Genomic DNA, 13,897 nt, shown 5'->3' on the forward strand with positions numbered 1-13,897 from the left:
CGGAGGGATCATGACCAGCCTGACTGAGCGCCTTGCCACCTGCTATTCCGGTGTCGTCTACGACATCATGCGTGACATGGGGCTCCCGCCGGCCGTTTTGCCGCACTCGATCAAATCGCTGGAAAACCACGTCAAGATTGCCGGCCCGGTGTTTACGCTGCGCGGCCGTCCGGACCCCAGCGTTGGAGCACATGAATCGCTGCTCGAATGGACCAGCTTCCTGTCCAAGGCTGCCGTTGGCCATGTCGTCGTTTGCCAGCCGCAGGATTCCAACCGGGCCCTGATGGGCGAACTCTCGGCCGAGGCGCTCAAGCTGCGCGGCGTTCTCGGCTACCTGGTCGATGGCGGTGCCCGCGACGTCAGTTTCATCAAGAAGATCGGTTTCCCGGTGTTCTGCCGCTACACCTCGCCGATCGACGTTGTCGGCAACTGGCGCCCGGAAGCCATGGAAGAGCCTGTGACCATCGGCAATGTGGTGATCCATCCGGGCGACTATATCCTGGGCGATGAAGACGGCGTCGTCGTCATTCCCAAAGCCCATGCCGAAGAGGTCATTTCGCGCTCCGAAGTGGCGATGAATACCGAAAGCCTGGTGCGCAAGGCCATTCTGGAGGGGCAGGACCCGCAGGAAGCCTACGTCAAGTACGGCAAGTTCTGATGGCACGGGCGGTGGCAAAACCGGCAGCAGCCCGCAATCTGGGCAAGGGCAAGATTGCCACCGCAGTCTCCGTGCTCGGAGAAAAGATCGTATCGGGCGCTTTCCCGCCCGATACGCCATTGCCAGTCGAAGCCGACCTGGCCAATGAGACCGGGGTGGGCCGCAGCGTGCTGCGCGAGGCCATCAAGGTTCTGGCCAGCAAGGGCATGGTGTCCGCCCGCCCCCGCATCGGCACCGTCATCCTGCCGCGCGAGCAGTGGAACCTGTTCGATCAGGACGTCCTGAACTGGCTGCTCAAGACCGACGCCGTGACGCCCGAACTGGTGCGCGACATTCTGGTCGCCCGCAAGATCATCGAGCCCGAGGCAGCGCGTCTCGCCGCGCGGCACGCCACCGATGCCGACAAGCAGGCCATCACCAGCATCTACCAGGCGATGGTCGCGGCCGTCGACGATCCGGCCGCCGCCGTCGATGCCGATATCCGATTCCATACCGCCATTCTTGGCGCATCCCACAACATGATCCTGACCGCGTTCTCGCCGGCCATCACGGCGATCCTCAGCGCGTTCTTCCAGATCAGCATCCAGAATCCTGAAGTCTTCCCGAGCAACCTGGCGGCGCACGGCAAAGTCGCCGAGCACATTGCCGCGGGAGACCAGGACGCCGCCTACGAGGCGATGCACGCGGTCCTCGCAGCGACCGAGCACGATCTCACTTCGCGGCTCAAGCTCTAACCAAGTTCTCGCAAATTCATGGAGGAGAAAATCATGAACAAGACCCAGGCAATTTCGCTCGCGGCAATTCTGCTGGCCGGCACGGCCATGCCCGCTGTGGCGCAGTATCCCGAGCGCCCGATCACCCTGCTGGTTTCGTGGGCGGCCGGTGGCGGCACCGACGCTGTGGCCCGCGCGCTGGCCACGCAGATCGAAAAGCAGCTGGGCACGCCGGTCAACGTCGTCAACCGCACGGGCGGCGCCGGCGTCATCGGGCATACCGAAATGATCAATGCGCAGCCAGACGGCTACACGATCGGTCTGGCGACTGCCGAGCTCGCCACCTATTACTGGTCCGGTACTGCCGAATTCACCTATGAGGACGTGACCCCGATCGCGCTCGTCAATCTCGACGCCTCGGCCTTCAACGTCTCTTCGGGCAGCGAATGGACCGACCTGCGCATGGCACTTGACGCGATCAAGGCTGCGCCTGCCGGCACCTACAAGCTCTCGGGCATGGCGCCGGGCGCCGGCTACCACCTGGCCCTGTCGGGCCTGCTGCATTCCGAGGGTATCGACCCCACATTCATCACCGTCGTTCCCAGCCAGGGCGCTGCTCCGGGCTTCCAGGAACTCGCATCGGGTGGCGTGGACCTCGTGCCATCGTCTCTGCCCGAAGCGCAGTCGATGATCGCGGCCGGCCAGGTCAAGTCGCTCGCCGTGCTCGCTGGCACTCGCATGGCGGCATTCCCCGATGTTCCGACTGTCGAAGAGGCCATTGGCAAGCCATGGGTGGCTGGTACCTGGCGCGGCCTGGTTGCACCGGCTGGCGTGCCCGCCGAGGCCATTGCCGTGCTCGAAACCGCTGTCGAGGCCGCCTGGAATTCCGACGAATTCCAGACCTTCATGACCGATCGCGGCTTTGGCCTGACCTATAGCAATAGCGCCGACTTCGCCACGTTCCTGGCCAACGAGCACAAGGGCAATGGCGAGATCATGGGGCTCCTCGGCCTGCGTCAGCGAGACTGATCAATGCTCAAGGTCAGTGATCTTGGCTCGGGACTGGCAATTGCCAGTCTCGGTGCCCTTGTCTTTGCGCAATCGCGCAGCTTCCCGGCGGCCGGTGGCGTGCCCGTTGGTCCTTCATTCTATCCCGGTCTGATCGGCGGGGTCCTGTTCGTGTGCGGAGTGGCTCTGGCTATCAGCAGCATCAAGCAGCGAACCGCCTTGCCGGTCGTGGCCCTGCCTGGGTGGACGCGCAAGCCCAGGAGCGTTCTGGCTGTCGGCGCCATCGTGGCGGCAATCGTGCTTTATGCAGTGTTGAGTGCGCAGCTCGGCTTTCTTGCCACCGCGATGCTTGTGACCACTGTGCTGCTGCTGGCGTTTGGCGTCAGATGGTATGCGAGCCTTGGCGCCGCGCTGGCCCTGAGTGTCGTGCTCCACGTGCTCTTTGCCGTGCTGATGCGCGTGCCACTGCCCTACGGCTTGATTGAGCGGATGCTGCCATGAATTTTCTCACTGCAATCCAACTCGTCTTCGAACCCACGACGCTGATGGTGCTGCTGGCATCGGCCGCGTTCGGACTGTTTGTCGGCTCCATGCCGGGCCTGTCCGCGACCATGGCAGCAGCGTTGCTGGTGCCACTGACTTTTTACATGGACCCGGTTCCTGCCATCGGCGCCATCGTCGTTTGCTCTGCCATGGCGATCTTTGCCGGTGACATTCCCGGCGCCCTGCTGCGCATTCCGGGCACCCCGGCCTCTGCTGCCTATGTCGGGGAGGCCTATCAGATGGGCCGCAGGGGCGAGCTCTCGAAAGTCTTGAGCGTCAATCTGCTGGCGTCGGCCATCGGCGGCATTTTCGGCACCCTGTTGCTGATCTTTCTAGCACCGCAGCTTGCCTTGGTTGCCCTGCGCTTTTCCAGCTACGAGTATTTCTGGCTCGCGCTGATCGGGCTTTCGGCGGCCACGCTGGTCAGCGCGAGCAATCCTATCAAGGGCATCATTTCCCTGTTCCTCGGGCTGTTGCTTGCTACGGTCGGGCTCGACGTGGTGACGGGCTTCCCCCGCTACACATTCGGCTCGGTCAACCTGATGGGCGGCGTGTCCCTGATTGCGGCCCTGATCGGCCTGTTTGCGGTTGCCGAACTGTTCCGCAAGGCGACAACGATCCAGGAGCGCCTGCCGCCAGTGCCACAGGTCGAGGGCGCCATCCTTCGTCAGGGCTTTGCCGTCATTCGCCAATATAAGGGCAACGCCCTGCGCGGCAGCATCATCGGCACGCTTCTGGGCATTCTGCCCGGTGCCGGCGCCGATATTGCCGGCTGGATCTCCTATGCGGTGTCCCGTCGCTTCTCCAAGACGCCGGAGAAGTTCGGCACCGGCCATATTGAAGGCGTCGTCGATGCCAGCGCCTCCAACAACGCCTCGCTTGGCGGTGCCTATGTACCGGCGCTGGTCTTTGGCATTCCCGGCGATTCCATCACGGCCATCGTCATCGGCGTGCTGCTGATCAAGGGCCTCACGCCCGGGCCGACCGTGTTCACCCAAAGCGGCGACATCGTTGCGGCGATCTTCGTCGTGTTCATTCTCGCCAACCTGATCCTGATTCCACTTGGCCTGCTGGCGATCCGGGCGGCGCGCAATGTCCTGTCCATCGATGCGCGCGTGCTGTTGCCGATCATTGTGATGTTCTCGATCGTGGGGGCCTTTGCGGTCAACAACGCTGTATTCGATCTGTGGATCGTGCTGGCCCTGGGCCTCATCGGTTGGCTGATGGAAGAGAACGGCTTTTCGGTTGCGCCGATGGTGCTTGGGCTGGTGCTCGGCAAGATCGTCGAGGAAAGCTTCGTAAACTCCATGATCAAGGCCAATGGCAATCTGGTGGCGTTCGTCGACCGCCCCATTGCGGGAACCCTTGCGGCCGTCTTCCTAACCATCTGGCTGTCGCCGCTGATCTTGCGTGCGATCCGGTCGCGCGCCAAGGCGACCGCCGGCTAGTCCCCTCCCAAACTGGAACGTCAAGACATGTATCAATCACTGAATGGTTCGGTTCATCCCATGGCAGCGGCTGAGATCGCCGTGCCTGCAATGCCCGATGATGAACGGGTATGGGTGCCACAGGCCGAAGGCGTGTGGTTCCGCCCGCTGATGCTCAATACGATGCAGGGGCAGTGGTGCAACCTGCTGCGGGTACGACGCGCCGGGGTCCTGTCGCGTCATCTGCACCCCAACCCGGTCCATGGCTACGTGATCAGCGGTCGGTGGTTCTATCGCGAGCACGACTGGGTCGCCGAAACCGGCTCCTATGTGTTCGAGCCGCCGGGCGAAATCCACACTTTGGTGGTTCCCGAGGACTGCGCCGAGATGATCACCTTCTTCAATATCACCGGTTCGATGATCTATCTGGACGAAGCCAACAGGCACGTTGGCTATGAGGACGTGTTCACCAAGATTGATATGTGCCGCGCCCATTACCAGGCCGTTGGCCTGGGCGCGGACTATGTCGACCAGTTCATCCGGTAGGCCGCAATGCACCCAAATCAAGGCAATTGGGCATCGCAGTGGTACGCGGGCAAGAAGGTCGTCATTACGGGCGGCAGCTCGGGGATTGGCGCGAGCGTGGCTCGGGCCTTTCTTGATGCGGGCGCTGAGGTCATCGCCACGGGTGTTTCGTCGGCGGACATCGAGGCTGCGCGGCAGCGCTCCAATCTCGAGGGCGCCCAGCTGCGCGTTCTCGATGTGCGCAACGGCCCTGCGGTCTCGGACCTGTTTGCCGGCCTCGACCGGCTGGATATTCTGGTCAATTGCGCCGGGGTGATCCAGCGCGGCGCCGAGCTCGATCCAGCGGTGTTTGAAGCAGTTGTCGACATCAACCTGAACGGCACCATGCGGTGTTGCGCGGCCGCGCGGCCACTCCTGGCCGCCGGCAAAGGCGCGGCAATCGTCAACCTGGCCTCCATGCTGTCCATCTTCGGCGGCGGCATGGTGCCCGGATATTCAGCCAGCAAGGGCGGCATCAGCCAGCTCACCAAGTCATTGGCAATCGCCTATGGTCCCGACGATATCCGCGTCAATGCAGTGGCACCCGGCTGGATCGCCACACCACTGACGGCAGACCTGCAAGCGGACCCGGCGCGCACAGCGCAGATCATGTCGCGTTCGGTCATCAAGCGCTGGGGCGAGCCGGAGGACATTGCCAATGGGGCCCTATATCTGTGCTCTCCAGTGGCGCGTTTCGTTACCGGCACCACGCTCGTTATCGATGGTGGCTACTCGGTCGGCTGACGGTAGCCCATACCGCATAGGTCGGCCGCCGTGGATTGCCCGGTGGCCGGCCTTTTCCGAGTTTCAATCAGCGTCACCTTTGCCAAGAGCTGATTGAGCCGAGGTCCGGAGTGCGGTCGTTCGCCCATCGTCGGCGCCGGACTTTTCTGCACATTCAGGTCGGCGGTTCGAGCACGATACTGACCCGAGAAATCGAGGTGCCTGGGCAGGCTAGAACTGGCTGTGCTCGGGGCGCAGGCGTGCATGCTGAAGCTGAACACACCATCCGGAGGATGCTCATGTCGATCGGCATCAATCCCCGCTCCGAGGTCAGCACCAGATGCGACGGCAGCCGTGGCATGAAGACCGGCAGGTCCAGCCGGTTGAGGCCCTCGCTCCAATCCCGTCCACACGCGTGAAGTTGTGCAGCGGACCACGGTCTGGACAGGAGCGATGACGAAAGCGCCAGCGGCCAATGCCAATAGCAGAATGAGTTTGCTGAGGTCGGACGAAGCGGTCGACGGCGACCCTCACTTCAGCTCAATTCGCGAACACTGCGTCGAAGTCCTCGGCGGATCCTAATCGGCTTTGCCGCCAATCTGCTCGCGAATTGCATTGAGCCAGATTGCTACGGCGACGGCGCCGCCGTCCTTGATGCCCTTGGCGCGGTCGCCAAGATAGCTGGCCCTGCCAAGGGAGGGAGCCATCGAGGCAGTTAGGTCGGCACCATCTTGTGCCGCCATTGTTGCCGCGTCGAATGCGGCGGCGGGTTGTGCTCCACGCTCGAGTTCGATGCGCCAGGCATCAGCGGCGGGACGCAAGGCATCCACCATGGTCCGATTGCCCACGCGTGCCCCGCCGAGCTCTTCAACAGCATCGACAGCCGCGGTGAAGGCGGCCAACCAGTCCTCTGACGAAGCTTCCGCCTTGTCGACCAGAATACTGGCCGCACGGACAAGGCCGACGGCGTAGAACGGGCCGGAACTGCCGGCGATGGCGCGACGAAGCGCATCGGCAATGGCGGTGCAGGCAGACGCAGGCGTATTGAAGGCATTGTCGGGAAGCGCCCGAATGGCCTCGGCTCCGCGCACCATGCTGGCGCCCAGGTCACCATCTCCGGCCTGGCTGTCGAGATGAGCGAGCAACGGTTCCTGCGCAATCAATTCGGTCGCGATGGCCTCTGCAACGGCGCGGATGGTGTGGGCATCCTTTCCCCTTGGCTGGTTCAGTTCAGTGCTGGCAGTTTGCGGTGTGGCCACGATGCGACGTTGGTGCGCAATGCGTCCGTCGCAGTTCCAGGCGCGCGCCTCAGTCGGTGCGTCGAGAGCGTGCAGAAGCGTATCGGTCAGTGGCAGCATGCTGATTGAAAAGCCCGGCATATCGAGCGCCGACAAAAACACGCCTGAGTAGAGACGCTCGACCACCAGCCCCTTCTCCCGAGCCCGCGCCAACGCGCGCCGGGCAACAATCGTCAGTTCAATGGGCGGCGTGCTGCCAAGCCCGTTGACCAAGATCGCTACACGCTGTTCAGCAACCAGTCCCTTGTCGAGGATAATGGTATCAACAACGCGGTCCACCAGCATGTCTGCGGACTGCATTTGCACACGCTCCACGCCCTTCTCGCCATGAATGCCGAGACCAATCTCGATTTCGTCTTCACCCAGGGTGAAGCCGGGCTTGCCGACGGCAGGGACCGTGCAGGCTCCCAGCGCCACGCCCATGGTACCGACAGCTTGCGCGGTCGCCCGTGCCTGCGCGACGACCTGTTCCAGCGGCAGTCCGCTTGCCGCAGCGCTACCGGCGACTTTATGGACCAGTACGGTGCCGGCAATGCCGCGGCGGCGTTCGCGCGGAACGATATCCCGCAGCGCCACGTCATCGGCAACGACGACGATCTCGGTGGGGATGCCCTGCGCCGTCGCCATTTCTGCGGCAAGGCCGAAATTAAGGCGGTCACCGGTGTAATTCTTGACAACCAGGACAGCGCCCCGAGGACCGGCGACCGCCTTGATACCAGCCAGCACCGCATCGACGCTTGGAGACGTGAAGACGTCCCCGGCAATCGCCGCTGTCAACATGCCAGTGCCAACATAGCCGGCATGACCGGGTTCATGACCGCTGCCGCCACCGGAGAGGACGGCCACAGGACGCTGGTCGGGCACGCTTTCATCCCAACGTATGAGCACGTTCTCAGTGTCGAGGAGTGCCAATCCGGGCGTGGTATCGGCTATGCCTTCCAGAACTTCGCGGACGAGGTGGCGGGGGTCGTTGATCAGTTTCTTCATGGTGCTTCCCGGGAGAGCGATCAGTTGATGAAGCCGGCAAGACGCGGCAGGGCCAAGGACATTTCTGGCACGAGTATCAGCAGCAGCAGGAAGACGACCTGCAGGGCGTAGAATGGCAGCATGGCACGACTGATCGTTTCGATCTTGAGCTTGCTGACGCTGGCTGCTGCAAACAGGCATGGTCCAACAGGTGGCGTGGTCAGCCCGATGACCAGCGTGAGCGCCATGACGATGCCGAAGTGGATCGGATGGACACCACCACTGACTGCCACGGGCGCCAGGATAGGCGCCATGACGATAAGGGCAGCACCCGAATCCATAAACATGCCGACCAGGAGCAGGACGCCAACAATGAGAAGCAACAGGGAGAGCGGATCGGATGCAACGCCGATCAGGGCACTGGCAATGTTCTCGGGAATGCGTTCGAGACCAATGAACCAGCCAAAGACATTGGCGGTGGCCAGCACCATGAAGATGACCGAGGTCATCACGCCTGCCCTGAGCAAACAGCCCGGAATATCGGAAAACTTCAGCGTGCGCTTGAGGAAGAGGCCGATGATCAGAATATAGGCGACCGATACGGCGGCGGCCTCAGTGGCCGTGAAGATCCCGCTCAAGATGCCACCGAGGATAATGATGGGCATGGCGAGCGGCAAGGCCGCGTTGAAGGAAATTTCCATGAACTCCCGTGGCGTATAGCGGGTCTCGCGGCGCGGAAAATCATATTTTCGCGCCAGGAAGACGACGAGGCCCATCAGCAGGAGAATGAGGAGCAGGCCCGGCACGATCGACGCAAGAAAGATCGAGGCGACCGAGACCTGGGCAATCGATGCATAGAGCATCAGGATGATGCTGGGGGGGATAATTGCACCAACGATCGAGGATGCCACCGTCAGGGCCGTAGCAAAGCGCTTGTCATACCCCATGGTTTCCATGGCTTTGATTTCGATGGAGCCAAGGGTGGCAATATCGGCAAGGGCCGAGCCGGACATGGTCGAGAAGAACGCACTGGCCAAAATATTGACATGAGCGAGGCCGCCACGCAGCCGGCCGACCAGCGCATCGGCAAATCTCACGATGTCATCAATCGCCTTGGAAGCGGTCATCAGCTCCGCGGCGAGAAAGAAGAAGGGGATCGCCATGATGGTGAAAACATTGAGGCCCGCAAAGACACGCTGCGGCACGAGAAGCAGGAATTGTGCACCGCCAGCTTCAAACATCAGCCACAGCGAGACCAGACCCACGACAAAGGCAATTGGAATGCCGACAAGCAATAAAGAAACGAACGCAATCGCGGCGAATGTCATACTAAGTTCTCCTTGCTCCGATCAGGCGCCGGGCGGCGGAACGAAGGGAGACTGGTTCTCGAGCGTTCGCTGCCAACCCTCTATCGAGACAGCAATGATCTGTATCAGCATCATCACGCCGCCGATCGGCATGGCGGCGTAGGCGAAGGCCATATTCACGCCGAGCGAGGACGATGTCTGGCGCGGACCCATTTCGAGCGTCAGCCGCCAGCTAAACCAAGTGAACACCGCCAGGAACACGGCAACCATGATATTGCCGAAGATGTAGATCACCCCCCTGACACGGACGGGTAAGGCATCGACCAGCAGCGTGATGCCCACATGATCGAGCTGGCGAATAGCAACGCTGGCTCCGATCATGGTAACGGCAACCATAAGAAATCGCGCCAGTTCGGGCGGCCAAGCCATCGGAATGGGGATGATGAAGCGGAAGAACACGCCCACCAGGACCGAAAATACCATGGTGGCGATGATCAGTATTGTCAGCAGCTTGGCCAAGGCCAGCGTAAGGTCTGCAAACTTCATAAAGGCAGACATGCGTTGCTCCTCCTCATTTTAGACGGGCGTGTTCGACACGCCTTGTAAAGGCAGGCGCTTTGGCGCCTGCCTTCTTGGCAGAGGGACGCATTATTCGACCGACAGATCGGCCTCGGCCGTGGCGACGGCGGCCAAGAAGCCATCCACCTGTTCTTGACCGAACTGGCCAACCATCCAGTCGAGAACCTTCGGCTGGGCGGTGTCGCGGAATGCTGCAATCTGCTCAGGGCTTGAAGATGTTACCTCGACGCCACGATTGCGGAACTCCTCGACCACATCGCTAACCAGAGTCTGGGATAGACCACGCCCCGCAACGGCAGCCTGACGGCCAGCCACAATCACGGCTTGGCGCAGTTCGGGTGGCAGGTCCTGGAACCACTGCTCGTTCACCACGATGAAGACCAGGCTATACACGTGCTGGTCGATGGTGGCGTATTTCAGCACTTCCTGCAGGTTCTGCTGCAGAGTGCCGATGATTGGCAGTTCTGCGCCATCGACAACGCCCGTCTGCAGCGCGCCATAGACTTCCAGCCACGGAATAGCCGTGGGCAGGGCGCCAAGGCCCGACACCATTTCCTGGTGTGCAGTGATTTCCATGGTGCGGATCTTGAGGCCTTCCATGTCTGCCGGCTCCACCACCGGGCGGACATTGTTGGCCCAGATACGGAAGCCCGCGTTTTCGCCAATGGCCACGGCACGCAGACCGGTTGTTGCAGCCATCTCGTCGAACAGGGCGTCACCCCAATCACCGTCCAGCACATCCCAAGCCACAACGGCATTGGAGAAGACATAGGGAATTGTGGTCAACTGAATCTTGGGGAAGAAGCCCGAGATCGTCGCTTCATTCGGGGTGGCAGCCTCCAACACACCGGCCTGCACGGCCTCAAGGTTTTCACGCAGATCACCCAAAGTGCCGCTCGGATAGAGTTCCACGGCAATACGTCCGCCCGACAGGCTTTCGAGCGCGTCCTTGAAGGTGCGCATCATCGCGTAGGTGTGGTTGGGATAGGTCAGTTCGCCGACATTTGAGAGCGGCGGGTCAACGTTCGGCAGGCGGACAGTATATTCCTGTGCCAGTGCCACCGAACTCATCATCAGTAGCGCGGCCAGGCCGGCAAGAGTTTTTTTCATAGTGGTGTTCCTCCCAATCCTATCTCGGCATGCCCCCTCGCATCCCGAGCTCCATGGAATTCAATCCCGGATACCGGAACATCATTCAAGTGGCTGGATATGTCAAGGCCGCTATTTGGGCGTTGGCTCATATCCGAGATGGCTGGAAATCTGCGCGGCATGATGCATGACCATTGCGGCCACAGAGGCCTCCCGGTCTCCAGGCGACTGCATGGCAGATCCGGTTGCGCTGATACTGGCAAAGACGCGGCCAAACTGATCATGGATTGGCGCGCCAATACAACGCAGGCCTGGCTGGTGCTCGCCATTGTCAACGGCGTATCCGCGCTCGCGCACTTTTTGAAGCTCCTGGCGCAGCCCTGCTCCGGTGGTGATTGTGGCGTCGGTATAGCGCGGCAGCCCCGCCTCGATGATGCGCTCAAGGACAGATTCGGGCTGGTAGGCCAGAATGGCCTTGCCGATGCTGGTGCAATGCATCGGTGCATTTTCCAGGAGATTGAGTGGCGTGAGCCCGCCCGGCGCTGGTTCCGCCCGGTGTATGACGACGGCCCGTTCGCCGCCAAAAACAGCCAGATGAACAGACAGGCCGGTCATGCGACCCAGCGCTTCGGCAAATGGGCGCGCCTCCCGGTGAAGATCCATGTTCGCCAGCACGATATTGCCATACGCAAATAACCTGATGCCAAGACGATAGTTCTGGCGCTCGCGATCCTGGTCCAAGAGGCCAACTTCGCGCATTGACGCGAGCAGCCGATGCGTCGTGCTGCGCGGATAACCGGTTTGTTTGCAGATATCGGCCAGTGACATGGCGCGATGCGTAGTCGAGAAACAGTCAAGGATTGCGGCGACTTTGTTTAACGACTTGAGGTTTTCGTCGCCTGACGCTCTGGTTTCGGACATGTCTAGCTCCTCGGTTTCCCGGTATCCGGAATAGCCAATCGCCGGTCGCAGCACAATAGCGGCGCGTAACAAGAGGCGGCAAAGCGAAATTGACGGCAGGTCGAGCCGCTGCTACATGATCTCATATTCGGATTTAAATCCCGCAATACGGGATTCAGCATTTGATCTAGGGGAGAAGACACTTGTCCGCACTATCCAACGAGCAGCGCCACCTCATCACGGGAATCCTGCCGCCCATCACCAGCCCGTTCGGCCAAGACGGCGCGCTCGACGCCGGCGGTTTTGCCGAGCAGGTCGACTTCATCATGGATGCCGGTGCCCGCGGCATTGTCATCGGCGGCAGCACTGGCGAGGGCCACACGCTCAATCGCCAGGAGTTTGAAACCTCCATGCGCGCGTCTTCGGATGCCCTCAAGGGGCGCGGGGGCCTTCTGGCCGGGCTGATCGTCAACAGCACCCAAGAAGCCATCGACAGGGTGAAGGTGCTTGACGGCCTAAAAGTCGATGCCTTGCAGGTAACGCCCGTACACTACCTGTTCAAACCGGGTGCGCAGGCCACCATCGACCATTTCAAGGCCATCGCCGACACCACCGACATACCGATCCTCATCTACAATGTCATCCAGTGGAACTACCTCAGCGTCGACCTGATGCTGCGTATCATGGACGAAGTGCCGGGCGTCGTCGGCATGAAGCAGAGCAATGGCGACCTGAAGTCCGTCTCGGACCTGTTGACGCGCCTCAAGCCACACAACGTCATCATCACTGGTATCGACGCGATGCTCTACCCCGCCTTCGCGCTTGGCGCCCACGGCGCTATCACCGCGCTAACAGCCGCTGCGCCCAGTGCAGTGGTTAAGCTGTGGGACGCGGTCGCGGCAAAAGATTATGAACTCGCCAAGGATCTGCACTTCAAGCTCGGCGCGCTCTACAATGCCTTCAACCACGATAACCTGCCCGCTTGCACCAAATATGCCCAACATCGCCAGGGTATCGCCATGTACTATCCGAAGTCGCCTATGGAACAGGTCAGTGACGAACAGAAAGCCGGAATCGACCGCGCACTCTCGGACTTGCTCTAGAGCTTTCGGCGCAGGCCGGTGCCTGCGCCGAAAACGCAATCATGGAGGCGATTGGATTTAGTTCCCGTCCACCTTCCGTTGCTTGAACTGCCCAGTGTTCGGAGCCGCCGCCGCGAAGCAGGCGGACCGATGCCTAGAACTTGAAGTTCAAACCGGCGCGAACCACGCTGAAACGCTGGGTGGCATCGACACTGCCGCCGGGCAGGCCAGCATAGCTCTGAGTGCCCAGATCGACGTAAAGATATTCGGCCTTGAGGGTGACATTGTCGGTTGCCGTAGCTTCAAGGCCGCCACCCAGAGCCCAACCCATATGGGTGGCCGACTGGGAGGTGACGACACCGGTATTGTTGGTATGAGCGACGCTGCCGCGGCCGATGGCGAAACCGCCGGTGACATAGGGCATGACACGATCGAAGGTCACGCCAGCGCGGCCGCGGATGGTACCGAAGCCATCGATGCTTGCCTTGAGGGTATTGCCGCTACCCAGGTCGTCGCTGTGGTTGATCGAGCTCCATTGCAGGTCGGCTTCACCGCCCAGCACGAAACCACCCATGTCCATGTTGTAACCAGCCTGGGCGCCGATGTCCCAGCCGCCGGTATTGTTCTTGGTGATTGGGCCGCCGCCAGTTGCCTGGCGTTCCAGGCTGCCCCAGCCGAAGCCGCCGTTCACACCGGCATAGAAGCCGGACCAGTTAAACGCCGAAGTCGAGCTGAACACGGGGGCAGAGCCGCCACCATTGTTCCAGCCGAGATCGGCTGCATGGGCAGGGGCGGCCATCAGGGCTGCGCTGGCGAGCAGCAAGGGGATTGCGCGCTTCATGATGCTTTCCTCGTCGTTAATTCAGTCCGGAAAATGCAACGAGAAAATTAATGACTGGGTAAGGAACAAGGTTAACGCGTCCGCTTATTGCGAGAGCGCGATCACAAAGTTGGAAACCGGCCGGGATGGTCGGCCAGACCCGCCGGGGATCAGGGGGGGCGACTGTCGCGACCGGCCGTTCCGGGGGAAGTCGTGCCGT

Annotated in this window: 14 protein-coding genes; 8 read left to right on the forward strand and 6 right to left on the reverse strand. The window is 61.4% G+C overall.

Going from position 1 to position 13,897, the window contains the following annotated elements; all coding sequences use genetic code 11:
• Positions 1-10 precede the first annotated feature (10 nt).
• From BUA69_RS18125 to BUA69_RS18155, 7 genes are read left to right on the forward strand one after another with little or no spacing between them, the layout of a single operon-like run.
• Positions 11-658, forward strand: a complete 648-nt coding sequence (locus tag BUA69_RS18125) for an RraA family protein (RefSeq protein WP_046134014.1) — start codon at positions 11-13, stop codon at positions 656-658.
• Positions 658-1,392, forward strand: a complete 735-nt coding sequence (locus BUA69_RS18130; RefSeq protein WP_072866623.1) for a FadR/GntR family transcriptional regulator — start codon at positions 658-660, stop codon at positions 1,390-1,392. Before BUA69_RS18125 ends, BUA69_RS18130 begins: the two co-directional genes overlap by 1 nt.
• Positions 1,393-1,425: 33 nt before the next feature.
• Positions 1,426-2,400, forward strand: coding sequence for a tripartite tricarboxylate transporter substrate binding protein (locus BUA69_RS18135; protein WP_046134016.1), 975 nt, complete (start codon positions 1,426-1,428; stop codon positions 2,398-2,400).
• 3 nt (positions 2,401-2,403) lie between these two features.
• The gene (locus tag BUA69_RS18140) at positions 2,404-2,880 is read left to right on the forward strand and encodes a tripartite tricarboxylate transporter TctB family protein (protein ID WP_046134017.1); all 477 of its coding nucleotides are present in this window, start codon (positions 2,404-2,406) and stop codon (positions 2,878-2,880) included.
• On the forward strand, positions 2,877-4,370 hold the full coding sequence (locus tag BUA69_RS18145) for a tripartite tricarboxylate transporter permease (protein ID WP_046134018.1): 1,494 nt from the start codon (positions 2,877-2,879) through the stop codon (positions 4,368-4,370). The genes BUA69_RS18140 and BUA69_RS18145 overlap by 4 nt, the downstream gene beginning before the upstream one ends.
• A 27-nt stretch (positions 4,371-4,397) precedes the next feature.
• Positions 4,398-4,895, forward strand: a complete 498-nt coding sequence (locus BUA69_RS18150; RefSeq protein ID WP_046134019.1) for a 2,4'-dihydroxyacetophenone dioxygenase family protein — start codon at positions 4,398-4,400, stop codon at positions 4,893-4,895.
• A gap of 6 nt (positions 4,896-4,901) precedes the next feature.
• Positions 4,902-5,657 carry an SDR family NAD(P)-dependent oxidoreductase gene (locus BUA69_RS18155; RefSeq protein WP_046134020.1) on the forward strand — a complete coding sequence of 252 codons (756 nt, stop codon included), beginning with the start codon at positions 4,902-4,904 and terminating at the stop codon, positions 5,655-5,657.
• A 557-nt stretch (positions 5,658-6,214) separates the two neighbouring features.
• Here the strand turns inward: BUA69_RS18155 and BUA69_RS18160 are convergent.
• The 5 genes from BUA69_RS18160 to BUA69_RS18180 all read right to left on the reverse strand — a co-directional run bounded on the left by BUA69_RS18160 (position 6,215) and on the right by BUA69_RS18180 (position 11,796).
• Positions 6,215-7,921, reverse strand: a complete 1,707-nt coding sequence (locus BUA69_RS18160; protein WP_046134021.1) for a dihydroxyacetone kinase family protein — start codon at positions 7,919-7,921, stop codon at positions 6,215-6,217.
• A 20-nt stretch (positions 7,922-7,941) separates the two neighbouring features.
• Positions 7,942-9,228, reverse strand: a complete 1,287-nt coding sequence (locus BUA69_RS18165; protein ID WP_046134022.1) for a TRAP transporter large permease — start codon at positions 9,226-9,228, stop codon at positions 7,942-7,944.
• Between the two features lie 21 nt (positions 9,229-9,249).
• Positions 9,250-9,765, reverse strand: a complete 516-nt coding sequence (locus BUA69_RS18170; RefSeq protein WP_046134023.1) for a TRAP transporter small permease — start codon at positions 9,763-9,765, stop codon at positions 9,250-9,252.
• A 90-nt stretch (positions 9,766-9,855) separates the two neighbouring features.
• Positions 9,856-10,896 carry a TRAP transporter substrate-binding protein gene (locus BUA69_RS18175; RefSeq protein ID WP_046134024.1) on the reverse strand — a complete coding sequence of 347 codons (1,041 nt, stop codon included), beginning with the start codon at positions 10,894-10,896 and terminating at the stop codon, positions 9,856-9,858.
• A gap of 111 nt (positions 10,897-11,007) precedes the next feature.
• Positions 11,008-11,796 (reverse strand): IclR family transcriptional regulator, encoded by a 789-nt coding sequence (locus BUA69_RS18180; RefSeq protein ID WP_046134025.1) that lies wholly within the window; start codon positions 11,794-11,796, stop codon positions 11,008-11,010.
• Between the two features lie 182 nt (positions 11,797-11,978).
• On the opposite strand from BUA69_RS18180, the gene BUA69_RS18185 reads away from it, so the two are divergent.
• Positions 11,979-12,878 carry a dihydrodipicolinate synthase family protein gene (locus tag BUA69_RS18185; protein WP_244468695.1) on the forward strand — a complete coding sequence of 300 codons (900 nt, stop codon included), beginning with the start codon at positions 11,979-11,981 and terminating at the stop codon, positions 12,876-12,878.
• 133 nt (positions 12,879-13,011) lie between these two features.
• On the opposite strand, the gene BUA69_RS18190 is transcribed toward BUA69_RS18185, so the two are convergent.
• Positions 13,012-13,698: an outer membrane protein gene (locus BUA69_RS18190; RefSeq protein ID WP_046134026.1), complete on the reverse strand. Its 687-nt coding sequence runs from the start codon at positions 13,696-13,698 to the stop codon at positions 13,012-13,014.
• Positions 13,699-13,897 lie beyond the last annotated feature (199 nt).

It is taken from the genome of Devosia limi DSM 17137 (genome assembly GCF_900128975.1).
Lineage (GTDB): Bacteria > Pseudomonadota > Alphaproteobacteria > Rhizobiales > Devosiaceae > Devosia > Devosia limi.